Annotated in this window: 19 protein-coding genes; 10 read left to right on the forward strand and 9 right to left on the reverse strand. The window is 41.1% G+C overall.

Annotated features, from left to right (window positions below; genetic code table 11):
* The first annotated feature begins 336 nt into the window (after positions 1-336).
* Complete coding sequence (locus tag C9J48_RS12175) at positions 337-1602, forward strand: metal-dependent hydrolase family protein (protein ID WP_036803204.1); 1266 nt, start codon at positions 337-339, stop codon at positions 1600-1602.
* 113 nt (positions 1603-1715) lie between these two features.
* Here the strand turns inward: C9J48_RS12175 and C9J48_RS12180 are convergent, their stop codons facing one another.
* The 6 genes from C9J48_RS12180 to C9J48_RS12205 all read right to left on the reverse strand — a co-directional run bounded on the left by C9J48_RS12180 (position 1716) and on the right by C9J48_RS12205 (position 9059).
* On the reverse strand, positions 1716-3134 hold the full coding sequence (locus C9J48_RS12180) for a YfcC family protein (RefSeq protein ID WP_006230578.1): 1419 nt from the start codon (positions 3132-3134) through the stop codon (positions 1716-1718).
* The gene (locus C9J48_RS12185) at positions 3128-4222 is read right to left on the reverse strand and encodes an alanine/ornithine racemase family PLP-dependent enzyme (protein WP_006230577.1); all 1095 of its coding nucleotides are present in this window, start codon (positions 4220-4222) and stop codon (positions 3128-3130) included. The genes C9J48_RS12180 and C9J48_RS12185 overlap by 7 nt, the downstream gene beginning before the upstream one ends.
* 168 nt (positions 4223-4390) lie before the next feature.
* Entirely contained in the window at positions 4391-5317 is a 927-nt protein-coding gene (locus C9J48_RS12190; protein WP_006230576.1) for a LysR family transcriptional regulator, read from the reverse strand.
* Positions 5318-5453: 136 nt separating this feature from the next.
* Positions 5454-6173, reverse strand: coding sequence for an Aq_1264-related membrane protein (locus C9J48_RS12195; protein WP_006230575.1), 720 nt, complete (start codon positions 6171-6173; stop codon positions 5454-5456).
* A 110-nt stretch (positions 6174-6283) separates the two neighbouring features.
* Positions 6284-7357, reverse strand: a complete 1074-nt coding sequence (locus C9J48_RS12200; protein WP_006230573.1) for an ethylbenzene dehydrogenase-related protein — start codon at positions 7355-7357, stop codon at positions 6284-6286.
* A 256-nt stretch (positions 7358-7613) separates the two neighbouring features.
* Positions 7614-9059 (reverse strand): catalase, encoded by a 1446-nt coding sequence (locus tag C9J48_RS12205; protein WP_006230572.1) that lies wholly within the window; start codon positions 9057-9059, stop codon positions 7614-7616.
* Positions 9060-9363: 304 nt separating this feature from the next.
* On the opposite strand from C9J48_RS12205, the gene C9J48_RS12210 reads away from it, so the two are divergent.
* The 4 genes from C9J48_RS12210 (at position 9364) to C9J48_RS12225 (ending at position 14763) form a co-directional block, all read left to right on the forward strand.
* Positions 9364-10131: a TerC family protein gene (locus C9J48_RS12210; protein WP_006230571.1), complete on the forward strand. Its 768-nt coding sequence runs from the start codon at positions 9364-9366 to the stop codon at positions 10129-10131.
* A 590-nt stretch (positions 10132-10721) separates the two neighbouring features.
* Positions 10722-11483 carry a DUF723 domain-containing protein gene (locus C9J48_RS12215; protein ID WP_006230569.1) on the forward strand — a complete coding sequence of 254 codons (762 nt, stop codon included), beginning with the start codon at positions 10722-10724 and terminating at the stop codon, positions 11481-11483.
* 316 nt (positions 11484-11799) lie between these two features.
* Positions 11800-12006 (forward strand): hypothetical protein, encoded by a 207-nt coding sequence (locus C9J48_RS12220; RefSeq protein ID WP_006230568.1) that lies wholly within the window; start codon positions 11800-11802, stop codon positions 12004-12006.
* 921 nt (positions 12007-12927) lie between these two features.
* Entirely contained in the window at positions 12928-14763 is a 1836-nt protein-coding gene (locus C9J48_RS12225; protein WP_006230567.1) for a hybrid-cluster NAD(P)-dependent oxidoreductase, read from the forward strand.
* A gap of 75 nt (positions 14764-14838) precedes the next feature.
* Here the strand turns inward: C9J48_RS12225 and C9J48_RS12230 are convergent, their stop codons facing one another.
* Positions 14839-15774, reverse strand: coding sequence for a LysR substrate-binding domain-containing protein (locus tag C9J48_RS12230; protein WP_006230566.1), 936 nt, complete (start codon positions 15772-15774; stop codon positions 14839-14841).
* A 147-nt stretch (positions 15775-15921) separates the two neighbouring features.
* Between C9J48_RS12230 and C9J48_RS12235 the strand changes: the two genes are divergently transcribed.
* Genes C9J48_RS12235 through C9J48_RS12245 form a run of 3 tightly spaced genes read left to right on the forward strand, consistent with a single transcriptional unit; the run spans position 15922 to position 19779 of the window.
* Positions 15922-17385 (forward strand): Mur ligase family protein, encoded by a 1464-nt coding sequence (locus tag C9J48_RS12235; protein WP_006230565.1) that lies wholly within the window; start codon positions 15922-15924, stop codon positions 17383-17385.
* The gene (locus C9J48_RS12240) at positions 17382-18584 is read left to right on the forward strand and encodes a D-alanyl-D-alanine carboxypeptidase family protein (protein ID WP_006230564.1); all 1203 of its coding nucleotides are present in this window, start codon (positions 17382-17384) and stop codon (positions 18582-18584) included. Before C9J48_RS12235 ends, C9J48_RS12240 begins: the two co-directional genes overlap by 4 nt.
* A complete protein-coding gene (locus C9J48_RS12245; RefSeq protein ID WP_242610818.1) occupies positions 18577-19779 on the forward strand; it encodes an MFS transporter in 1203 nt (400 codons plus the stop codon). The genes C9J48_RS12240 and C9J48_RS12245 overlap by 8 nt, the downstream gene beginning before the upstream one ends.
* A 38-nt stretch (positions 19780-19817) precedes the next feature.
* On the opposite strand, the gene C9J48_RS12250 is transcribed toward C9J48_RS12245, so the two are convergent.
* Complete coding sequence (locus C9J48_RS12250; RefSeq protein ID WP_006230562.1) at positions 19818-20762, reverse strand: endonuclease/exonuclease/phosphatase family protein; 945 nt, start codon at positions 20760-20762, stop codon at positions 19818-19820.
* Positions 20763-21178: 416 nt separating this feature from the next.
* Between C9J48_RS12250 and C9J48_RS12255 the strand changes: the two genes are divergently transcribed.
* A complete protein-coding gene (locus tag C9J48_RS12255; protein WP_006230561.1) occupies positions 21179-21760 on the forward strand; it encodes a hypothetical protein in 582 nt (193 codons plus the stop codon).
* Between the two features lie 97 nt (positions 21761-21857).
* On the opposite strand, the gene exaC is transcribed toward C9J48_RS12255, so the two are convergent.
* On the reverse strand, positions 21858-23378 hold the full coding sequence (gene exaC / locus C9J48_RS12260; RefSeq protein WP_006230560.1) for an acetaldehyde dehydrogenase ExaC: 1521 nt from the start codon (positions 23376-23378) through the stop codon (positions 21858-21860).
* A 252-nt stretch (positions 23379-23630) separates the two neighbouring features.
* Between exaC and C9J48_RS12265 the strand changes: the two genes are divergently transcribed.
* Complete coding sequence (locus tag C9J48_RS12265) at positions 23631-25442, forward strand: sigma-54-dependent Fis family transcriptional regulator (protein ID WP_006230559.1); 1812 nt, start codon at positions 23631-23633, stop codon at positions 25440-25442.
* The last annotated feature ends 187 nt before the right edge of the window (positions 25443-25629 follow it).

Consider the following 25629-nt stretch of genomic DNA (forward strand, 5'->3'; position numbering starts at 1 on the left):
AACTGAACGACCCCTATAAATTACCCTTGTCACAGATAACTTCTTACCAATTCACGCCACTTGGTGATGTCAGTACAGATTGTGTCGCATCTTGGAATAGAAAGGCATTGGCAGAACGTAGCGTTATTCTTGATCACTCTACATTGAACTGATGGGCACAAAAGTATGGGCCACAACTGAAACCTCGAACTCTCGAGAAAAGTGCCTGTAATAAAAAAGATGTCACGATACTTCCCTGTGTGTTGTTGGCGCAAAATGATAAATACCGCCTTAAATAAACCGATAAATTGACTTCGTAAGCAAGACATTATGAATGTGAATATTATTAAGGGCACAATTATGATTTTAATTAAAAATGCGAATCTATTTAACGGTACAGATGAAAAGTTAATTCAAAATGTGAATGTAGTTATTGAAAATAATATTGTCATAAAAATCACCAAGGATGCTGTTGACGAGAGCACTATCGAGAAAGTGATTGATGCGAATGGTCATACGGTAATGCCCGGTCTGATTGATGCTCACGTTCACATTACGTTATCTGAAGCGCCACATATTCTAGATACCATGACGACGGAAGAGATTGCAATACGTTCGGCAAAAGTGGCAGAAGGGATGTTGATGCGTGGCTTTACGTCTGTTCGTGATGTTGCGGGTAATACGACAGGTCTTAAAGTGTCTATCGATAATGGTTATGCGACAGGCCCTCGAATTTTCCCATCTCAAGCTGCAATTTCTCAAACATCAGGACACTCAGATTACCGTCAGAATCGTGGACAGAAGCGTTTTAATAACCATGAAGATTCTCCATTGATGAAGACGGGGGCATTTACGATTGCAGATGGTCGTGCCGAGGTGCTAAAGGCCGTGCGTGAGCAGCTGTTTATGGGGGCATCCCAAATTAAAATTATGGCGGGTGGTGGTGCCTCATCAATTTTTGATCCACTCGATACGCTTCAATATACCTTAGATGAATTGAAAGCGGCGGTTGAAGCTGCATCAGACTACGGTACTTACGTGGCGGCACACATCCATACAACAGATGCGATGAAAAGAGCGGCAGAAGCGGGCATTATGTCATTTGAGCATGCCACAATTATGGATGAAGATGTTGCTCAAACGATTAAAGATAAAGGTATTTTTGTTATCCCGTCATACTTTACCTCATCACTCATTGCTGAGCGTAAAATTCCTCTAGGTTCAGAAGTGTTGTATCAGAAAACAGAGCGTGTTGGAAAAGCCATGTTACGTTCTGCAGAACTGATAAAAAAGTATGAGATAGAGAATATTTGTTACGGTACAGACTGCGTTGGTACATTGAATGTTCATGCAACCCAATCAAGTGAGCTAGAAGCCATCGAGAAAGTGTTCGATTCTTTAACGGCGCTGAAAATGGCAACGTCGAACTGTGGGCGCTTGTTTGAACTATCGACATACCAACATCCTTATCAAGAAGGCAAAATTGGTCAATTGGTAGAAGGGGCCTACGCCGATCTGTTGATTATTGATGGTAATCCGTTAGAAGGCGTTGCATGTGTAGTGAACCCTGAAACGCAGAAAGTTATCATGAAAGATGGCGTAATGTATAAAAACGCCTTTTAACAAGCGCAACAATCCTAAATATTTATCTGTTTAGGTTCGCTAGCAAACACACTTCCCCAGTAACTAATATCTATCAGGGAAGTGTGTTGCTATTAACGAGTAGCTAATAACAATTAGCTGTAAAGGCTAGCGCCAATGGAAAGGATAATGCAGTTAAGAACAACAAAGAAAGCCACCAGTGGGGCAATAAATTTCAGCCAGGTTACATAAGGAATACGGGCAATGGCGAGTCCGCCCATTAGTACACCGTAGGTTGGGGTAACAAATAGAATAGTACCAATTCCGCTCATAAACGCAGTAACCACTAACTCACGACCCGTATTGGCAAAGTCACTCAATGGCGCCAAGATTGGCATGCTCATTACTGCTAAGCCAGAAGTTGATGGAACGATGAAAGAGAGCAGCATTTCAATACCGTAGACGGTGTTGATAAACAGCACTGAGCTTTTTCCTGCAACAAGGCCTTCTGCGTAATTAAGAATAGTATCAGTGATATTACCCGCTTCCATGACCACCACAATGCCACGCGCGACGCCAACAATTAATGCCACGCCAATGAGATCGGCTGCTCCAGCAACGAAAGAGTTGATTAGATCATCTTCGCTAAGGCGGCCGACAATCCCGCACAAAATACCCATGAATATGAACAGCGTTGCCATTTCAGCCATCCACCAACCAAGGCAGGAAACACCGTAGATCATGATGCTGAATGTAAGGATAAAGAGTGCCAAAACCCCTTTTTGTGGACCAGTAAGTAGGGGAAGGTTGTCGGTTGAATCTTTACCTCCCAGAAAGTGTTTTTCATTATCGTCGCGTAGATGTGCCAATAAAGATGAATCAGGGTTATTTTGAATCTTTTTGGCGTAACGCATGACGTAGCCAATGCCGACGATAAGTGCAATAGCGAGTATTGCAAAGCGAAGCTCTACACCACTTAGAAAATCTACGCTAGCCGCGTTTGAGGCGATAACGGTTCCAAATGGGTTGATGGTTGAGCCTAAGGTGCCAATACCGGTTCCAACAAAGATAACGGCGACAGCAACCAAGGGGTCAAAGCGTGCGGTCATAAAAATGGGAATAAGTAGACCATAGAAAGCAAGGGACTCTTCAGCCATACCATATGATGTACCACCTAAAGCGAATAGGGTCATTAGGATAGGGATCATGTAGATCTCCTTGCCTTTTAATCGCACCATGATCCTAGCAATACCAGTATCAATCGCCCCTGTTTGGGTCACAATACCCAAAAAACCACCCACCATAAGAACAAACAAGCTGACATCAATAGCACCAATAACGCCGCTTATCGGATCATAAAAGCCGGAGATCGGCGCCATTAAGGTTTCAAAAAAGCCTTGTGGCGATGATTCTATGACATGGTAAGAGCCGGGCAATGGAACTTCTCGACCCAGTTGTTCATTCATTTCGCGGGTGTATTTACCTGCGGGTAATAGGTAGGTCAATGATGCAAAAAATGCAATTAAAAGGAATAAGATCGTAAACGTATTAGGAAACTTCTTAATTTTTAGCATAGTAATTCCTTAACGGATGTAGATGAGATAAAACGCTTTGTGATGTATTCAGAGGTCATGCACTGTAAAACCCCTCCGTAAGAAAGTTCGAATTCAATAAGACTTCCGATACCGTAGTCGATTTCACTGTCGTTAATGTCGAGAATAAGGTGATCACTGCTACCACCAATAACGAGGATGTTGTTGTCTTTTGGGGTAATTTGGTCGATATCGACATCTTGCTTTCCAATGGCACAAATAGCGCGTCTTCGTAGCCCTCGGTCAATAAATTCGGGCTTGTTACCGAAGGCATCTAGCGCCGTTGAATTTACAGGAACCGACGGTTTAACTTTTATTTCGATGATTTCTGCTGTGAGGTCAAATGTATCCTGACTAGTATTGGGGACTCGTTCATCATTGAGGCCAATGCCCATTAAAACGGATGCACCCAGCCTTAACTGGTTAATTCCTTGTGGAAGATCACCGTTAAGCATGAGCTGCAGACCGGCAGAGCTTGCCCCTGATAAGTATTGCAACTTGATTTGGTGCTCAGTTTCTATCTTCTTGGCGATGGTTATAAGCTGATTTTGATTTGCAGCGGTGGGTTCAACTCCGCCATAACAGGCGAGGTTTGTTCCAAGGCCTACTAAATCAATACCGGGAAGTGCGATTGCTTTACGTGACAGTGCTAGCGTTTCTTCTTCGTAGAATGCGCCTTCACGAAGATCACCCAAATCATGCATGATGATGACTTGGTGTGATTTGTGCTGTTTGATCGCTTCGTTAGAAAGGGCTTCTAAGGTGACGAGTTCAGAGTTTAAGGATATATCGGCATAATGAACAACGTCATCAGCTTCACTGATAGCGGGTATTCGTAACAGCATTTTTTTTGCATCGAGATGATGGAGTTTTATTAAATTCGCAATACGTGAATCTGCGAGTAAATAAATACCACCGTCAAGGATAGCTTGACCGACTTCCGGATAGGCACAGGCTAGTTTTGTTACGCCAGCTGGTGTAATACCGTGACTTTGGCATGTTGTTACTAGGTTTTTCGTGTTTTGGGTGATCGTATCTAAGTGGATATTAATACATGGATAAGCACTCATATATTTACCTTTAGGTAATATTGTTATTTATAAACATTGAGCGCTTTTTATAATTGAAGATAAATAGTGGCTTTAAGATGGATACATTGTGGGAAATCGATGTAATAAAAAAGATGAAATAATATCCACGGGATAAAACTAATTATCCCGTATTTGTTTTTTATTCGATTATTTTGATGCGGTAATTGATGTGTTTTTATTCATGTGAGCATTGGAAATTGCATGCATCAATTCAGTAGAGGCCAGTGATAAATCTTTTGAGTCAAGTGTCGTTAAATGAAATGCGGCAAGGTACTCGAGAGAAGTGGCATTAACTTTTACCATTTCGCCTCTTTGTTCCCAAATAGAGGCATAATGATCGGGAAGGTAACCAACAAAGGTTCCGGATAAAATAAGATGAGCTGTCGCCTCCATGTTGGTGCTGCTTGCAAGATGCATTAAATTCTTGGTATCGCTGAATGGTGTGATTTTATGCGATAACCCCCGATCAACAATAGGAAATTTGAGAAGATCTTTTGTGGTGATTTTGCCTGATATCGCTAATATCGGGTGCTCTGGAGCACAATATAGGCACTGCTTCTCTTCAAATAAATAGCGATAGTTTAGTCCGTCTTTTTGTACTTCAGATGAGGTGATCCCCAGTTCAACCTTTCCTTCTAGCAGCATCATCTCAATTTGATAGGAATCCCAGATATCCGTATCGATAGTGACCTTGGGATAACTATTACAAAAATGCCGAATACCCTGCTGAATTTTACATTGCGGGTTGGTCGCAAGATTGTCGGTGAGTGCCAACCTGATGTGACCATGAGAGACGTCTCTGATATTATCGAGTTGATTTTCAAAATGACTAATATCATCAAACAATGTTTGGCTGAGTTGGTTAACTTTATTGCCGTCACTGGTTAAACGAAAGCCCCGCCGCCCTCGATAGCATAATGTCATTCCCAATCGAGTTTCAAGATCATTCATTTTTGTACTAATTGTTGATTGGTGCATATTTAGTTTGAATTGCGCTGCGGAAAAGCCGCCAGATTCAACAATGGTCATGAATAAATGCAGCAACTTTAAATCAACGTCGTTTATTTTTCGCATTTCTTTTGCTCTATATTTTTTATAGATAATATTGCATTGATGATTTTAATAATGAGATGCATCGCGGTTTTGTTGCAAAGTTATACTAAATATAAACACAACGATGAACGTAAAGCGATTGTGCTGAGGGTCCGCCTTATTTGCAAATATCTGGTATCTTCCACCAGATGTTGAACAATGCCAAAGCGCTCATCGTCACTATTGATGCCACCTCTATTGTTCCGGCACCGACAGTAATATAAACAAAGACCGTCGAGTATTTTGCAAGCCACCAACTGGCAATATCTAACCAGAGTGCAATCCAACTTATTGAAATTAAGCTTATTTTCATATATGGATTATAATTGCTGCATGAGAAAGTCAGGCCGGTTGCTATTAATAACAATGAGATGCCAAAAAGATGGATATGGGCGGTTTTTGCCATCGATTGCCAAGAATAACCCGCTTGAGTGAATCGACTTACATCATCATAATGGCTAAAGGGTATAGAGTTGATAGCCTTAGATTTTGTTGATGTTCGACTATGGCAGCTTTGGCAATCTTGTTTAATAATTGTCATTACCTCTTGTTGAAATTGCTCGTCATCCATAGCCCCTTTTTTTATCCAATCTTCAACGATTAAAATATCGCCATCATCAGCAACATATTCATACATTGACGTTTTCATTGACCCTACAAGTTGTGCCTCATTGTATTTAGCGCTCATTTTCTCGATGCTTGGCAGATTAAATCCGGTCTCGTTCGATGAATACACAAGACCAATTAATGTTGCTGCTGACAAGCAACCAAATAGCATGGTGATCAGAAAACCAGATAGCGCAAGTTTGGATGAAAAGTGCAGGTTATGTAATCGCATGCGTTTTCCTCTAATCAATATTAAGGATGAACACTCTGGATATAAGGTGCTAATAAATCAGCGGTGCTTCTTTAAAAGAAGCACCAATACCGCATCAATGGGTATACGTGTTATTTAAAGTTGAGCTTTAACACGCCTTCATGATAAATATGATTGATTTGGGAATTATCAAACACAGAAACACCGAAGTAATACGTTTTACTCAGATCTGAAAATTGAACATCCTCTACCGCGGCATTTTCACCGGTGGTGACTAATTTACGCTGGAACTCAAGCGTCCATTTACCATCAGCCCAAACGGCTTTAGATGAGATGTCGCCTCTGGATCCGGTAAACGGGGAAACGACGATGCCAGGCAGTTTATCTCCGGGTTTATAGGTATCGATAAAGGGCGCTTTATCGATGTCTTGAATGACATAATTATCATCAAGATTCATTACTAAGCCACCGTATGCAGGTTCGCTCTTATCTTCATTTATATTATTTTGGTATCCGCCGCCTGTTTTTGAGTCGCCTTTTCGGCCCCAGTTTCTATTTGCTGCGGGATCTTTAGTTGCATCGACAAACTGGTCATCAAATTGATCTGTAAGCCCAGTACGCACAGCTTTCCAGTGCCACATATCAATGGTCTCACCGTCTTTTCTGGTATATTTACGCCCCGCAGATTTCTGTTCAATGTCTGCAACTTTTCCCTCTTCATCTGCTAAATGACAGGCAATGTCACAGCCTTTTTTTGAAAAGCCTTTGGCATTAATGGCCCAGAAAATACTTGCTTTATCTTCGTAATAGGTATTTTCATGGCCCGTTTGATCGAGATTCTTATGTTGCTTCCATGAATCATCATCTTGCTTAACCCACGGGAAACGATCAACGCTTTTTGTTGGGTCATCCCATTGTACAAAAAAGTAAATATTCTGATCATTATGAAGGGATTTGATGGAATATTGTGTTTTAAGCATTCCTTCATATTGATCGGGTTTATAAGGCATATAGTCTAAAAGCATGGTTAAAGGCTTTGCTTTTTCCCACTCTTTTTCGGGCTGGCCATCTAACATAATTGTTTGCGTTGTTTTGTAACTGATCAGCGTGTCTTTTTCTGCTGCTAAGCTCGGCTGTATGAATCCAAGGTATAAAGTAGAACTTGCTATACAAACCCTAACTGCACGGCTAACAAAAATATTCACAGCAAACACCTCGATTTTTATATTTAACGAGAGAACGAACACCTGCGTATTTAGTCACTCAATGCCAAGAGTGACTAAGCGCTAAGTTGGCGTGTTGTCATTAAATATAGTTGCCTTCAACATAAACCCGTAGGTCAAATCCAAAATACACACAAAATAATAAAGGTTAATGTGAAAAAGGGTCTCCGCTTGGAGACCCTTTGTGCTTTATCGACTTGCAATAAAGGATTGCTATGTGAACATTGGCTTATGGTGCTTAACCAATCGAAACACCTAACCCTTCAGCCAACGCTTTACCTAATGATTTATCAGCTTGATAGAAGTGATAAATTTGATTGCGCTTAATTTGCTCACAATCTACCTCACTTAATGAAGCTATCAAGTTTTTGATAAAGCGCTGTTGCTGCTCGGCGTCCATGATGCGATATAGATTACCCGGTTGAGTGTAGTAATCTTCATCGTATTCACGGAAATCGTAATGCAATGCGGCTTTTTCAAGTGCTAGCACTGGCTCTTGTTCGTGCGTTGGTATATAAGCATTGTAATGGTTTGGTGCGTAGTTAGGCTCTTTTCCACCATTATCATCGCCACGCATTAAGCCGTCACGATGTGTTGTGTGTACAGGGCTTTTAGGTTTATTAACAGGTAGTTGACCATGGTTAACGCCTAAACGATAGCGCTGTGTATCACCGTAAGAGAATAAGCGACCCTGTAACATACGATCTGGTGAGAAACCGATACCAGATACAATATTTGCTGGGCTGAATGCCGCCTGTTCTACCTCTGTAAAATAGTTCTCTGGATTACGGTTTAGCTCTAATACCCCGACATCGATAAGTGGGAATTCACCATGAGGCCATACTTTAGTTAAGTCGAACGGATGGAAAGAGACTTCTTGTGCTTGTTGCTCTGTCATTATCTGCACTTTCACATCCCAACGTGGGAAGTTGCCCTCTTCAATATTCATAAAGAGGTCAACTTGTGAAGATTCACGACTTTTACCAACAACATTCACAGCTTCTTCATCGGTATAATACTTATGACCTTGCTGTGTTTTAAAATGGAACTTGACCCAAGAACGCTCATTATCACTGTTGATGAAGCTGTATGTATGGCTACCGTAACCGTTTATATGGCGGTAATCAGTAGGGATGCCACGATCACTGAATAGAATAGTAACCTGATGCAGTGATTCAGGGTGGCGTGACCAGAAATCCCATGCCGCCGTTGCACTACGTAAGTTGGTTGCAGGGTGGCGTTTTTGGGTGTGAATGAAATCAGGGAATTTCAATGGGTCACGAATAAAAAATACAGGGGTATTATTGCCGACTAAATCCCAATTCCCCTCATCAGTGTAGAATTTTAGTGCAAAGCCACGAACGTCACGTTCAGCATCCGCAGCGCCTTTTTCACCTGCGACTGTAGAGAAACGAAGCAGTACATCTGTTTCTTTGCCAACGTCAGAAAATAGATTGGCTTTGGTTAGCGCTGATATATCGTGGGTAACTGTAAATGTACCGAATGCTGCAGAGCCTTTTGCGTGTACAACACGCTCTGGAATACGCTCACGGTCGAAATGCGCCAGCTTTTCAACTAACCAAGTATCTTGAAGTAAAATAGGACCGCTAGGACCTGCCGTTAAGCTATTATCGTTATCAACAACAGGTGTACCATTTGCTTGTGTTAAGGTTGATTTAGTCATGTCACTTACTCCACAATTTTACTGTGAAATAATAATAGTGTTGTTACCCTGATAAGTACAAGCGATAGATTTTATCGTTGCAATAGGTTTATCCTATCGTTAATGGTGTCGGTACATTCCGTTTAATCGATTGTTTTTTAATGTTACGTATCTCTCTGTTACAAATTCTTACAAACATTGCATTGCGTGAATTAAGGTGTGATGGCTAACTACTGCCTCATTCTAACAAGAGGCACCAAAGACATATGGACGACCCCTCGAGTCGCTCAACCCCTACTTACTCCGTCACTCAGGAGTTTGCAACATGCTAGAACTTTTCCTTCAACCTGAAGCATTAATTATCTTTGCAACCCTATTTGCCCTTGAAGTGGTATTGGGTGTTGATAACGTTGTTTTCATTTCTGTACTGTGTGAACGTTTACCCGAGCATCAGCGTAAAATGGCGCGAAACCTTGGTATCGCATTAGCTGTTATTGCGCGTATTGGTCTTGTTTTCTCGATCAGTTGGGTAATGTCATTAACAGAACCACTAGTGACTTTGATGGGCTATGCCTTTACTGGTCGTGATTTAATCATGATTGCGGGTGGTGGATTCTTATTAGCGAAAAGCTTAAAAGAATTATGGATGTGGTTAACACATGATGAGCACCATAACGCAAGTACGGTAAGAGCTGGCATTGCACTTGTGTTGCTGCAGATTGTTGCTGTCGATGCTGTATTCTCGATGGACTCAGTGATCACAGCCGTAGGTATGACAGATGAAGTACCGTTGATGGTTGCCGCTATTCTCGCTTCTGCATGTGTAATGGTAATGTGTGCCGAGAAAATCAACGATTGCGTAATGCGTTACCCTGGTTTTAAAACGTTAGCATTATTGTTCTTAGTGCTATTGGGTGGCTTGTTGATGGCAGAAGGTTTCGCGATACATGTGAATAAAGGGTATGTCTATTTTGCGATGGCATTTGGTTTGGTAATGGAAGGTTGCCACATCTTGCTAAAGAGAAAAAACAAACCGTTAATTAAACGTGTTTATCCAAAAAGTGTTGGTTGGGCAATTAAAGCCGAAAACTAACTGATTTTTGTTGTGTAGAACTGCTAATAAAGCCGTTCACCTAGGTGAACGGTTTTTTTATTTCTGAACTATCCTTGGTGGTTTTTCTTTAATATTCAGTGCTTTATTGTCTCATCGCTAGTAAACTATTATTACAAAACCAAATGTATGGGATAACTGATTTTCTGGACGGAAGTTTTGATAAAGATTGAATGGCTCAAGCTGGCTTTGGTCGGATTCTAATAGTTGACCTAGTGGGCATCGAAGATATTAAGTGTGTCATTGCAAAAAAATTAAAAAGCAGCTCGGAACCTGTAATTGTATAGGCATTGATTTAACGTTCTCTTCATGGGGTATACAGCAGCTAACATCAAAGCTTAATTTTTTCTTATGTGAATTTTATAATCATTAATCAAACATTGTTTTTATTAAGCTTAAGTTTCATTTATAGATGTATGACCATTAAATGACGATTGATAGAATCATTAGAATAATACTGTTTCATTGTATTATTAATCGAGTGCAACACTAAGTTCGGTAATGATGATGCTCGTTACTGTCCTGTGTTTCAAACTGACAGCCAATTATCAAACTTTGTGCATTGATGCCTTATGAAAAAGTTAAAACCATCGTCTAAATGCGTTTCAGGAACGTGTGAGAAATGTGGAAATATAGTGAAGGGAGAAAGCACAAAACTTACTGAAGCTGAATTTGTAAACTTATCAGGGAAGTGTCACGGTAAAAAGTATGACTACTCAAGGGTTAAGTACAAAGGAAAAGGACTGCCAGTAAAAATAATTTGCCGAGAACACGGTGAGTTTCTACAGACACCAAAAAATCATTTGGATGCCCTTGGATGCCCTTGGTGTTCTTGCGGTATGGTCATGGTAGGAAAGAAAAAAGCCCGAGAAACGTTTATCTCAAGAGCCACCTTCATTCATGTAGGAAGGTATAGTTATGACAAGACAAAATACACTGGCGGCACATGCGATTTAACTATCAGCTGTGCTAAGCATGGTGACTTCATTCAGAGTGCATACGATCATATTGCTGGCGCTGGATGTCCCGTATGTTTTGGGTATGGATTTGATTATGACAGAGAAGGATTTCTTTATGTTCTTCAGTCTAGCTGCAAGTCGATGATGAAGATTGGAATAACTAACGACATTGAAGAGCGTAAAAGAATCATTAGAACTGTGACCCCAAATGGTTTATCTCTTATTAAGGTATTTAAGTTCGTTTCAGGCCTGGAAGCTTATCGTGAGGCGCAGAGAATAACTGGTGCAGGTCGAGTGGTCGTATTTAAGAGCGATGTTTCTTCCAAATCAAAATGGATGGTATTCAATCAGTCAATTTTTCCTATCTGTAAGTAGAAAACTATGCCTAGAAAAATCCACTCGATATCTTTGCTAGCTTTAATGATAAGGAATTTCAATATTCCTTATCATTACCTACCATTCCTGTTTGTGGCAAAACCCTTATCGGAGACGCTGCTGAAAAGAGTTGGGGATTTGATCTTCGAACCTTCCCTTGCTCGCCATAATACGTTCCTGAACGTTTTTTTATCATTTACCGGATAAAAAATACCTTTTAGAGTTTCGCATATTAATTTCAAAAAATAAGCAATTTTACAGGGTATATATTATTCCAAACCAGTTTTAATTAGTATGAATTTATAGTGAGGCTCTGATGCTTATGATTAGTAGAGAAAAAATTGACAGCATTTTATTAGCAGTTAATGCGAGCAAGGTTTCGCAAAGGGAGTGGTTTTTTTTAAAAAATTTAAATTTTATAGATATTAGTACGATTGTTGTAGCTCAAGCTATATTAGAACATCGAAATTATTTTGAAGACGTAAGTGACTCTATAGAGTGCTTAAAATCACGAGTCGGTTGACCATCATTTTCTGTAAAGTGCTCTGTAGCAAATTCGGAATTAAATTCTTTTCTTTTAATGGATAGGGATTTGAAAGTTTTTTATCTATCAAGAAAATACAGATACAAAGCATTATTTTCAACTTATCCATTATTGAGGAGCCAAGAAATGGATGAATAGGGAGAGAATTTGAGAGGCTTTGACCACAAAATAAAATTGTTGATAGCTCCCCCTTCAATCCTTCCATAAAGCCTGTAAAAACTTACATAAGATGCATTCATCATTGCTGCAAAACTAAAGGTTTGGCTAGATCGAACTTTTGCCCTAATTATTCATATTAACGGCGGTACACTTCACCGTGAATGATTGGATAAAAAAAAAGAGTGGATCATTTTTAAGTGCTCTGTGGGCATATGAGGCAATATCCTCTCCATTATTTCTGCCTAGCCTAGCCTAGCCTAGCCTAGCCTAGCCTAGCTTAAATTTTTATGCGTTTTACTTCTGTGGTCGAGATAAGTAAGAGTCACATCACCACTCGCGTAATCCGCCAAATGTACAACTGTTATTGGCGGCTTTTTACGTACACCCCCCTAAGTATTTCGCCATGCACCCCTTATCGCTGTTTTTTGCAATATTAACATTCCAGTAGCTCTTGTGGTGACCATTAAGGAAAGCATTCTATGGATGAAGGCTATTGCCTTCCTTGGCCAACATCGACGGTAAGATAAGGTCGAGATTATATGTTATTAATCAACTAATTATCCTGTAAACCATGGTGGCTGAATGTACGCAGCTTAGGTGGAGGGTATGATAGTTTTATAAATCAGCACTTTGCTTTAACCCGAACAAGTCCTCGCTGAAATGATCATCTTAAGGTAACGTGTTATATACAATTTACTATGCTTGTCAGCCGTGTAAAATATTAGCATTAAGGATCGCCACGTGAGTAAGCCAACACTGTTAACGTCTCCAATTCTTTCGCAAATTAATGTCTTTCCCGTTAAATCCATTGCGGGTCTTAGCCAATCGCAAGTATGGGTTGAGAAACAAGGGATCTGTTTTGATCGCCGTTTCATGGTGGCTAAAAAAGACGGCACTATGATCACGGCAAGAAAACACCCTGAGATGGTAAAAGTGATGGCGACAATACAATCACACGGTATAACACTGAGCTACCCGGGTCGTATGCCGTTGGTATTGAAATATGCTGATTTCTTAATGGAAGATACCAATGCTGAAGTGTGGGGCGACGAATTTAGTGCGTATACCACAACAATTAAAGCTGATACTTGGTTCTCTTTACTGCTAGGTCAAGAAGTACAGTTATTGTATACGGGCGAGCAATCAAATCGTCTTCGCCCGAAGATTAATCAGAATGTTAGCTTTGCCGATGGCTTCCCTTTACTGGTGATTAGTGAAGCGTCATTGGATGCGTTGAATGCCCGCAGTAGTCAGCAAAGTACAATGGCTCAGTTTCGCACCAATCTTGTTGTTTCAGGCACAGAAGCATTTGCAGAAGATAGCTGGAAACGCATTCGTATTGGTGAGGTTGAGTTCTTATCCGTTAAGCCGTGCTCGCGTTGTATTTTGACCACAGTAAACCCTAAAACAGCTGAATTTAATACATTGAAAGAACCGCTAGCCACCATGTCTAAGTTTCGTGCTGATGCATCTGGTGATGTGTATTTCGGCCAGAATCTGGTCGCACTTAATGAAGGTGAAATCAAAGCGGGTGACATTATCGAAGTGCTCGAGACTAAGCCGAAAGAAGTGTATGCCGACAACAGTGAGTTGAATTTAACGTTAACCTGCGTTGAACGTGAAGACATTGCGCAAGACTTCTGCACGTTTTGGTTAGAACCGACAAAAGAACAAACATTACCGACTTATCAACCTGGTCAGCATTTGCCGTTGCAGCTAGAAATAAATGGTGAGTACATTTCACGCCGTTATACGTTGTCATCTAGCCCTTCTCGTCCTGGTCGTTATGCTATTTCAGTAAAACGTGTGGATGATGGGCGCGTTTCGAATTGGCTGCATGATCATTTAGCTGTGGGAGATACGCTGGTGGCTGAAAAACCAGATGGTACATTCCACCTAGGTGCACACACCGATAAATTACTCCTGCTTTCTGCGGGCAGTGGCATTACGCCAATGTTATCGATGTTGCGTTATTTAGCTGATCACAATCAAGTGCATGATGTCGTGTTCTATCATCAGTGCAGTACTCAAAATGATATTCCGTGTTTAGATGAGCTTGAATTACTTCAAGAAGCACATCCTCATTTAACCGTTCATGTTGTATTAAGTCGTAAAGATAAAGCTTGGAAAGGGTTATCGGGGCGTTTATCTTCTGAGTTATTGAGTCATATTCCTACACTGGCTGAACGACAAGTGTTCGTGTGTGGTCCTGATGCGTTTATGAAAGAAGCTAAATTATTACTCCTTGCAAAAGCACTGCCCGAGTCACAGTATCACCAAGAAGCATTTGGACCGATTCAAATCGAAACTGGTGAAGAGAAAAGCGTTACGATCAGTATCGATGGCAATATATTTGAAGGCAACAACCAGCAAACAGTACTCGAGCAAGCAGAAAATGCCGGTTTGAAGATGGCGAACAGTTGTCGTGCGGGATTATGCGGCGCTTGTAAAGTAATACTAGCAAGCGGTGAAGTTGAACAACCGGATGTGCCTGCATTATTCTCCGGTGAAAAAGAAGAGGGTAAAGTGCTTGCTTGTTGCTGTATCCCTAAAACAAATATTGAGTTAGTAAGTTAACCCTGTTTATTGTGTAAAACATAAATATGAAAGACCGATGTAACTTCAGACATCGGTCTTTTTAGTTATGTGTAACTAAGCTTGCCGAAGCTGTGTGACTTTCTGCTGTATAACATCTCGAATTAAATTGGTAAGCCATTGTAAGCGAAGGTGGTGATCATCGCGCTTGAGGGCAACCATATCGACATCGAAATTGGGAATATCGATCGGAGGTTCACATAATGTGAGCTGATCATCGATTAACTCACTGCGTCCTACCATTTCGGCCATCACGGCCAGTAATTTCCTACCTGCTAACATGCGGCGTATCGTCAGAAAACGTGTGCTCCCTAAGACTACATGCCGTTGTGCCCCCATAGCGGATAAACGTTGATCTACTTGACTACTTAGTAATTGGTTGGCGGTAATAATCAATTGTGGTGTTGAGAGGTACGTAGCTAATGGGATGGGTAAGGTTGTATTGATCTCATTGTTATCAAAAATACACAGATGCTTTTCTCGGTATAAAAAAGTCGATGAAAGGGTTTTAGGTACAGTATTGAATACACCAATGCACACATCTACATCGTGAGATTCCAACAGTTGGGTACTGCTATCACTATCAGCGGGCTTGAATAGAATTTTGGCTTTAGGGGCAAGACGTTGCAGGGCATCAAAAATATCTGGCCCAAAAATTTGTTCTGCATAATCACTAAAACCAATTTTAAATACTCCTTCAAATTGGCTAGGTGCAAAATCGTTTGTTGGCAAAACATCTTCACGGAAAATAGTAAGAATGGTACTGACTTTAGGGGCAATTTCCAGTGCACGGCATGTGGGTTCCATGCGGTTGCCTTGGCGTTCAAATAAAGGGTCTGCCAATAATTCGCGTAAGCGCTTCAAATTATAACTGGTGGCGGGTTGACCAAGGTGTAGGTGCCGAGAAGCCGCCGAAACGCTTTGAAAACGGATCAATGCATCAAAGGTAAGCAGTAAATTGAGGTCAATACCTCGCCAGTTTATCTCAGCCATTTTCTGTCCCCGTTTCCTATTGCTTAGTCTGTACGTTACATCACAAAGGTTATCAATATAAATGATAACTTATATAGATTCATTCGATTTCATTGATTGAATGTCATTTTTTATACTGACATCAACCTAACTGATCAGGATGTCATCATGTCAATTCAAGCGCTAAAACGTAGTGCGGCTGTACTCGAACAATTACCAATACGCCAATTTGTGATCAACAGTGAATGGGTGCAGCCTAATGATGTGTTTATCTGCCGTGAAGGGGCAAGTCATGATAGTCATAGTTATGTTGATCAAGCGATTAAAAATGGCGCAATCGCGGTCATTGCTAATCGGACTTTACACCTTGATATCCCAGTAATTGTGACCGAGAGTCATTACCAAAGTCTGGCGGTGGTGAAAGCGGTATATGACCACCCACATCAAAAGATGAACCACATAGGGGTGACTGGCACTAACGGAAAAACCACGGTGGCACATTGCCTAAATCAGATGCTAAACCAATCATCGACAAGTGCGTATATCGGCACGTTGGGCGTCCAATATGCAGATGTGATAATGGCTTTGAGTAATACCACGCCTGATGGTGTGACGTTACTGAATATATTCCGAGACATGGTTGAGTGTGGTGTTAAACATAATGTGATGGAACTTAGCAGTCACGCTTTGGCGCAAGACCGTGCAGGGTTTCTTGATCTTGAAGTCGGTATTATCACCAATATTGGTCGTGATCATTTGGACTATCACCGTACGAAAGATGCGTATGTTCAGGCAAAGTTGCAGATCATTGACCGGATTAAACCTGGCGGTTACGCGGTAATTAATATGGATGATCCTCATGCCCCTGCAATGTTTGCACGTTGCCATGGTCGCGTTAAGACTGTGAGTTTTAGTATCCATTATAAAGACACCCATAATCAAGATGCTGATTTCGTTGCTAAAGAGATCGTGTCGAACCAGTTTGGTTGTAGCTTTTCTTTGTGTTATCGCGGTAAGCAACGTTTAGTTTGCTCGCAAATGCCGTTTCTTTTCAATGTTGAAAATATGTTGGCCATGGCATGTGCTTTGCACGCACAGGGTTGGACGTTAGATCAGATTGCATCAGGGCTAACAACCATTATTCCACCTGATGGGCGAGCACAATTTCAGACGTTAAATAATGGAGCAACAGGCTTGGTCGATTATGCGCATAATCTCGACGGGTTAGCGCGTTTATTCAGTGATATTCCTAATCAAACTTTTCGACACACACTAACCGTAGTTGGTGTGACAGGAGATCGCATTCAAGATGCCGCTGCGATTGGTGAATTATGTGCGAGGTATTCAGATCTGGTGGTGTTTACCATGGATAACCCGTTAGGGATCGATCAAGCGGATATCTTTCGCGCACTCACCAGTCGAATAGAGTCGGTTAGCACGCCTGTATTTACGATTGCCGATCGATCTGAAGCGATCAGTTTAGCAAAGCAAATGAGTCAAAAAGGGGATTTGATCGTGGTGTGTGGAAAAGGCAGTGAGACTTCTCAGCTTATTAGCGTTAATAAGCAAGGGCTACAAGATTATATCGGTGATATGCCCGTCTTGATGCAATCAATGGAGATACAAGAATGAAGCGTTTTTTTGGGAGGATTGTTTTAGGAGCATTCTCGGTACACATGTTGATTGCAACAAAAGTGCTAGCCGTCGTGATTCCCGAACCGCCCGCCTTGAATGCTAAGGGTTATGTGCTTATGGATTTTCAATCGGGTAGCATCATTGCCGAAAACAACCCACGCGATGCATTAGCGCCTGCTAGTCTCACGAAGTTGATGACAGCTTATGTGGTTGGGCAAGAAATCAATACCAAGCGATTAAAGTGGGATGACATGGTAACAGTGGGGGAGAATGCTTGGTCACTGAAATTTCCTGATTCCTCCAAAATGTTCATCAAACCAGGTGATGAAATATCAGTTGAAAACTTGATGCGTGGAGTGATCATTCAGTCGGGCAATGACGCTTCAGTAGCATTGGCTGAATATATTGCGGGCAGTGAATCTGGATTTGTAAATTTAATGAATGGCTGGGCAAAAACACTCAAGTTGCAAGATACGCGTTTTATTAATGCTCATGGGCTGGATGGAGAAGGAATCCAAACTTCCCCTGCAGATATGGCGACCTTGATGCGACATATCATTCGTGATGTGCCCGATGTATATGCCTTGTACCAAGACAAACAATTCGCGTGGAACGACATCACCCAATTCAACCGTAATAAACTGTTGTGGGATAAAGCACTTAACGTGGACGGTGGCAAAACAGGTTACACCGAACAAGCAGGGTACAGCTTGGTTAGTTCTGCAACGGAAGGGTCACGCCGATTGATTGCTGTGGTTATGGGGACGCCTAGCCAAACCATCCGTGCGGAAGCATCGAAAAACCTGCTGAGTTATGGATTTCGTTTTTATGATACACAGAAAGTTGTGCAAGCCAATGAATCCGTTTTCAGTTATGAAATTTGGAAAGGAGCGACTGATAAGGTAACACTTGGGGTAACTGATGATAAGTACATTACATTGCCTCGTAATATGTTTAAGCAGCTGACTAAAATTGTCGATATCGATCAGCCTTTGTTTGCGCCAATCGTTAAAGGGGATGTTGTCGGTAATATGGTATGGCAACTGGATGGTGAAACCGTCGCGCGTTATCCTTTGATAAGTAACGAAACGATAGAGGCAGGGTCATTCATTGATCAGATATGGGATACGTTATGGCTGTGGTTACAATCCTCTATCGCTGGGTTGAAAAATCTGTGGGAGGAAGCCAGTGCGTAGTCTTAGTTTTCAACCGTCTATGTGGCAAAACCGTAATTATGTCCGTTTGTTATCCGCCCAAATTATTTCCTTGATAGGCACTGGTGTCAGTTCGGTCTGTTTGGCGCTGTTGGCATACGATTTGGCGGGCGAAGAGGCAAGCATGGTATTGAGTATCGCCTTTGCCCTCAAAATGATTGCTTATATTGGTCTGGCACCTATCTTAGGTGCTTTTGCACATCGGTTACCTAAACGACAAACGTTAGCTGCCTTAGATTGGATGCGTGCATTGATGTTTTTGTGTCTGCCGTTTGTCGACCAGGTATGGGAAGTATATGTATTAATGTTCATGATTAATGCTTGTTCGGCGGGGTTTACACCGTTGTATCAGTCGACCTTACCGCAGGTTCTATCGAATAAAGAGCATTATACAAAAGCGCTGTCGTTGAGCCGATTAGCTTACGATCTTGAACTGATCCTTAGCCCTATTATTGCTGCTATTTTGCTGAGTATGCTGGGGTTTCGTGAATTATTCATGATTGATTCGGCTACATTCGTGCTATCGGGCATACTCATTATTTTTTGTTCCTTGCCGCACAAGGCTGCCCGCCATGATGATAATAACCGTCGTGGTATTGCTACATTAAGCCAAGGCATTACACAATATTTACAAAAAACCAAATTACGTGCGCTTTGGTTTGCGTATTTAGGGGCGGCATGTGCTAGCGCCATGGTGTTGGTGAATACGGTAGTTTATGTACATGATGTGCTAGCTGGCAATGAAACAGAGACGATACTAGCGATGTTACTGGTGGGTATGGGGTCCATTTTTGTTGCGATTTGTCTACCTCGATGGCTACAAAGACATACACCAGAACGCTATCACGTTCGCGGATTAGGTATCATATGTTTGTCCTTATTTGCTGGGTACTTTACCCCTGGTTGGGTAGGTTTTGCCTTGATGTGTATCGCGATGGGGATTGGCATTTCCTGTATCCAAACGTCGGCGGGTATTATTATTAATGCCGAAAGTGAAGGAGAAGATAGTAGTCCATATTTTGCTGCTCATTTCTCACTCACTCATTTTTGGTGGTTGATTACCTATTTAACCGCAGGCTTTAGCGCCAATTTCGCTGGTTTAGCCAATGCTTATTTAGTGATGTTAGGGTTAGCGTGTATGAGTGTATTGTTGTATGTATTGAACGACAAGGGTTGATAAGTATAAGCCCTTAGTCATCTTCAGCTTCGATAATGTCACTTCTGCATCGTTAGATAAGTCACGATGGGACGATGATCTGAGCCCGCGATATTAATTAATGCTTTTCGTTTACATATTTCTAATGGGTAATGTGCCCAAAGATGATCAATCGAGATGGTCAAATATTGCCGTAAACCAGACCAATTCGGCCAGCTTGAAACTGGTTGACTATTAAATCCACTAAATAGGGTTTGATAGCGCTCACTAGTTGAAGATAAATTAAAATCCCCAACAATCAGCTGAGCAGACGAGGCATTATCGGTACCAATATAATCTTCAACTAAATGGTTCAATGTTTTCAGTAACGCGTTACGTTCAGCCCATAATTGTTCATTACGCGGCGAAGGCGGGTGCGCTGTATACAGCTCAATCGGGTCATGTGTTGGAGGGTGCCAAATACCATGAATGATTTGGTGACCAGCTTGAGTCGCGATTGTTTTCATATTAAACAGAGGGTGCTGACTAAGCACAAGTTGCCCGCTTGGGTAGCCAACTCTTGGTTGTCCGCCAAATTGATATGGATATTGGGTTCTTAGTGCTTCTTTTAGCTTGCTGCCGTGTTCAGGTGTTGTTTCTTGGAACACTAATAAATGTTGGGGGTATTGTTGTAAGTAATAAAAAAGAGGATCAAGGCTTGGGTTTTCATAACGCAAATTGTACTGAAAGACTTTTAATGTTTGAGGGCACTGACTAAGAGATTTCGAATTATCTAAAGGGTGTATATAACCCCAAAGGAATATAAATGGTAGGCAGAAAGTAAATTGCAAAGTATTACGCAAAAAGAGCGTAAAAATAAGCGCAAGACAATAAAATAAAAACGGTATTGCAGTAACGGATAATATATTTTCCTGCCACCAGACATTCGAAAACAGTAATCCGATAACCCAGACCAGTGTTGGTATGGTTAAGATGAATATCGATCGTAATGACAGCTTTTTCATCCAGAAATAACCTAAATCTCCATGAGTGGTCAAAAAGTAAAGCAGGAATTACGCCACATTTGCATAACGAATAATGGAGTGATTGAATAAAAGGCTTTGCGTAATTATCAAAAGATGAAGATTTTCATTATTTGCAATAAAAGTAATCATATCAATTTCTGTCGATACATCTTTTATTTATTCAATTTTAGGTTTCAATAATCAATAAACTAATAGGGAGTGATGGGATTAAATTCCGTAGTTGGTGAGTTTTTTGTATTTTACATCTGTTTTTTTCGTTTAGGTGAAATGATATATATTTTTAAGTGTAAAAAAATGATTGTACTTAAAAAGTTATAATTGTGTTTCTGTGAATTGTGAATGGTCTTCGATATAGTGCACACAAAATAAAACAGTGTTTCTTAGGTGAGAGCTAAATGAAAATCAAAGTATTATCAGCGTTGGTATTAGTGATGTTGTCTGGGTGTGATGCGGATGATGTGGCAGTTGCTGTTGCAGGGAAAAAGTTTCATTCTGACGCTGAGCGCATTCAATTTGCAGGGTATGTAGAAAGCAGTACAGCGGCCTTCACACAGAAAGTATTAAAGGATTGTAATAAGACAGCGACGTGTGATTTTAGAGTGTCTATTGATCCGACAGGGAAGTTCTCATTTCATGGCAAGGTTGATGTAAAGAAAAAAGGTGATGAGCTTTTTGTCAAAACGAATAATAGCGATGTTATCGTTTATACCAATTTGAATTTTGATAAAGATCTTAAGGTTGCCTTTAGTGATGATAACTCTGATAAAGAACTAGTGATTAATACAAAAACGCACAAAGTGAGATTTAATGGTACTTACACGTATGACGACGATGTGTTTGTGTCTAAATCGACAAAAGACTTTACTTACAGCCCCGTAAAAATGGTTATTACTTACGGCGACGCGGATTTACGTGGCAGAAAAGAAACCTTTAAGTGGACGACGAATAATAATGGTGACGTTTCTTTAAAGAAGTAACGTTGACATTGAAAAAAGGGTGGTGTGTATTTATGAGCGTTTACACTACCATCCCTTTTTATAACATTATAATTTTTTAGTAGGAGCTTCTAGTCCGTTAAAAAAAGCCCAATGGGTTAATATCGTAGCTGACTAAGAGGTTTTTAGTATTCTGATAATGGTCGAGCATCATTTTATGAGTTTCACGTCCAATACCGGATTTCTTGTAACCCCCAAATGCAGCGTGGGCAGGGTAGGCGTGATAACAGTTCACCCAAATACGACCCGCTTCAATATTACGACCCATACGGTAAGCAAGGTTTGCATCTCGCGTCCATACGCCAGCCCCTAGTCCATATTCAGTATCATTGGCAATTTCTAATGCTTCAGCTTCATCCTTAAATGTAGTGATGGCGATAACGGGTCCAAAGATTTCCTCTTGGAATACGCGCATCTTGTTATGGCCTTTTAGCATTGTTGGTTGAATGTAGAAACCATTATCCAGCTCGTCGTTTAACGTTGCCGCTTGCCCACCTATAAGTACTTGTGCGCCTTCAGCACGGCCAATGTCTAAGTAGCTAAGAATCTTATCGAATTGCTCTTGCGAGGCTTGTGCGCCAACTTGGGTGTCAGTATCTAATGGATTACCTTGTTGGATCACTGCCGCACGTTCTATCACTTTAGCAATGAATTTGTCATAAACAGATTCATGAATTAAGACTCGTGATGGGCAAGTACAAACTTCACCTTGATTAAAGAAGGCTAACAGCATTCCTTCGATACATTTATCGAGGTAGGCATCTTCATGATCAAAGATATCAGCAAAAAAGATATTGGGTGACTTTCCCCCTAGCTCGACGGTTGAAGGAATTAAACTTTCGGCGGCACATTTAAGAATATGATGGCCCACATCCGTAGATCCCGTGAAAGCCAGTTTGGCAACTTTGTTGCTGGTGGCTAATGCTTGGCCTGCTTCACTGCCGTAGCCATTCACCACGTTAAGTACGCCTGGTGGAAGAAGATCGCCCACTAATTCCATTAATACTAGAATTGAGGTCGGTGTTTGTTCTGCTGGTTTTAGAACAATACAGCAGCCTGCAGCCAGTGCTGGGGCTAATTTCCATGCCGCCATTAGCATTGGGAAATTCCAAGGAATTATCTGACCAACAACGCCGACGGGTTCAGGGAAATGATAGCTCGCGGTATTTTGGTCTAACTCTGCTGCAGAACCTTCTTGTGCTCGAATACAACCCGCAAAGTAGCGGAAGTGATCAACAATTAAAGGTAGATCAGCGGCCAATGTTTCACGTACGGGCTTGCCGTTTTCCCATGTTTCCGCAACGGCTAAGTATTCGAGGTTTTGTTCAATACGATCGGCAATCTTTAATAATATATTTGAGCGTTCTGTGACACTTGTTGCTGCCCATGTTGCGCGAATATTATGCGCAGCGTCTAAGGCTAAATTGATATCCGCTTCAGTTGAACGCGCAACCTGACAATACATTTGACCATTTACAGGTGAGATATTATCGAAATATTCCCCGCTGACAGGTTTTACCCACTCGCCACCAATATAGTTATCGTAATGTGATTTGAACGTGATAACGGCGTTGTCTGTTCCTGGTTGAGCATAAATCATTGGTCGTTCCTTCTTATGCGTTTATACAAAAAATCATTATTGATGCTTGTACTTATTTGTTTTTCTTCAAGTTATATAACGCAAACAGTAAGCCAACTTTGAACTCTTGTTGTTAATGAAATGTAACGCTATGATTAACAAAAAATTATCATTTAAAAATAACAGGCAGGGTGACAAGAAAGTACAGAGACAAAGTGTTCAACTGTCTCTAAATGGCACACCCGTACTGTTACAAAATGGAACAGTTACCCTATGGATTCGTTACTTCACACTCAGCAAGAAGATTGGTTATCGCAATCTTGGCACCGAAGTCAGCAAGCTGGTTTAGATGAGCAGCATCAGCCGGAGCATGTGCGCCTAGATAAAACCCAACTAGAGCAGCGACAACATATTGCCAATGTGCTGATCAAAACGGTTGAACAGTTGGCTGTGCCATTGTTTAACCAGATGTTCGCAGGCACAAACAGTCGCTTGCTACTAACAGATACTGAAGGGGTGATTATTGGCTCGTGGGGACAATCGCGATTTGAACATCAGCTAACAGGCATCGCGTTAGAATCGGGCGTGTGTTGGCAAGAGAGCCTAAAAGGGACGAATGCGATAGGCACTGCATTGGCAGAAAAGCGCTTTGTTGCTGTGATTGGCGATCAACATTTTATTCGTAAACACCGTTTTATCAGTTGCTCTGCTAGTCCAATTTGTACACCAGACGGCGAGTTACAAGGTGTACTCGATATAACAAGTGAGCAACAAATTCACTCGCAACAAACGCAATTATTGATTCAAAATATGGTGCAAGCTATTGAAAACAGCTTACTTTGCCAAGTGCCGGAAGGTAAGTACCGTGTCGATTTGGCGTTTGATCAACATTTACTCAATAGTGGGTGGCAAGGTATCGTGATTGCGAATCAAAGTGGTCATATTGTTGCGCATAATGCAGTGGCTGCACGACTATTATCTGAATCTTTATTAGAACCGACAATTTTAGGCTGTAACATCGATCATATTATTCAGGCTGCCCAATCTTCTTTTATTTCGGCACAAGCAACGAATAATAAAAGTAACGACTTGGTCTTTCGTTGTCAGTCAATCCAACCAGTAAAAAATCTCCGCTCTGTTATATATTCTCCGTCTTGCCCGTTACACATGGGAGATGACGTAATTGAACAAGCTTGGCAGCAAGCCTGTAAGTTAATTAATAAGGATGTGACGCTGCTGATATTGGGTGAAACAGGGGTCGGCAAAGGCGAGTTCATTAAACAGCTTCACCAATACAGCTCACGTAACCAACATCCTTTAGTTGCGGTAAATTGCGGTGCGTTACCACAAGATTTGATTGAATCTGAACTCTTTGGTTATGCGCCAGGGGCGTTTACTGGTGCCAGTAAAGAGGGTTATCAGGGTAAAGTGCGTCAGGCACATAAGGGGATTTTATTCCTAGATGAAATCGCAGATATGCCATTGTCTGCCCAGTGCCGTTTGTTGCATGTATTGCAAGAAAAAGAAGTGGTGCCAGTAGGCTCGAATGAAGCATATAAAGTCGATATTCAAATTGTTGCGGCAACCCATAAAAGCCTTGCACAGCTTGTTGAATTAGGTGAATTTCGTCAGGATTTATATTATCGATTGAATGGTCTAATTGTTACATTGCCACCGCTACGTGAAAGACAAGACAAAGCGGAATTAATTGTAAGTATTCACGCAAAACACGCTGAAAATAATCAAAGTATATGTTCACACTTAATACGATTGTTAACGGAATATTCATGGCCGGGTAATATTCGAGAGCTCGATAATACGCTGCGTGTGGCATCTCTATTATCAGATGATGCGGAGCAACTGACTATCGAGCATTTCCCCAATAATATTGTTACGCAGTTAGTATCAAATACGCATCAAAATTTATCTAACACAGCTGTAACGAAGGATTTGAAAAGCACTGTCGAGGATGTATTGCTTGAAACCTACCATGCTAACCAAGGTAATATCAGTAAGACATCACGAATGCTCAGTATTAGCCGTAATACCTTGTATCGAAAATTAAAAAAACTGGGAATAATGTGATCTTCTACTGTTAATGAACAGCACCTGCTGTTCATCAGTTAATTAATATATGCCACCGTAAAATTACAGCCTTTTTTCTATGAACCTTTCATGACCCTCTTATCTAGACAAGTGAACATTAACTCTGACTATTGCTCTTGTTTATTTTCTTATATCAACAGTTTAGTCAGTATCAACAACCGCCCAA

Source organism: Photobacterium profundum (assembly GCF_003026285.1).
GTDB classification, from domain to species: Bacteria; Pseudomonadota; Gammaproteobacteria; order Enterobacterales; family Vibrionaceae; genus Photobacterium; species Photobacterium profundum.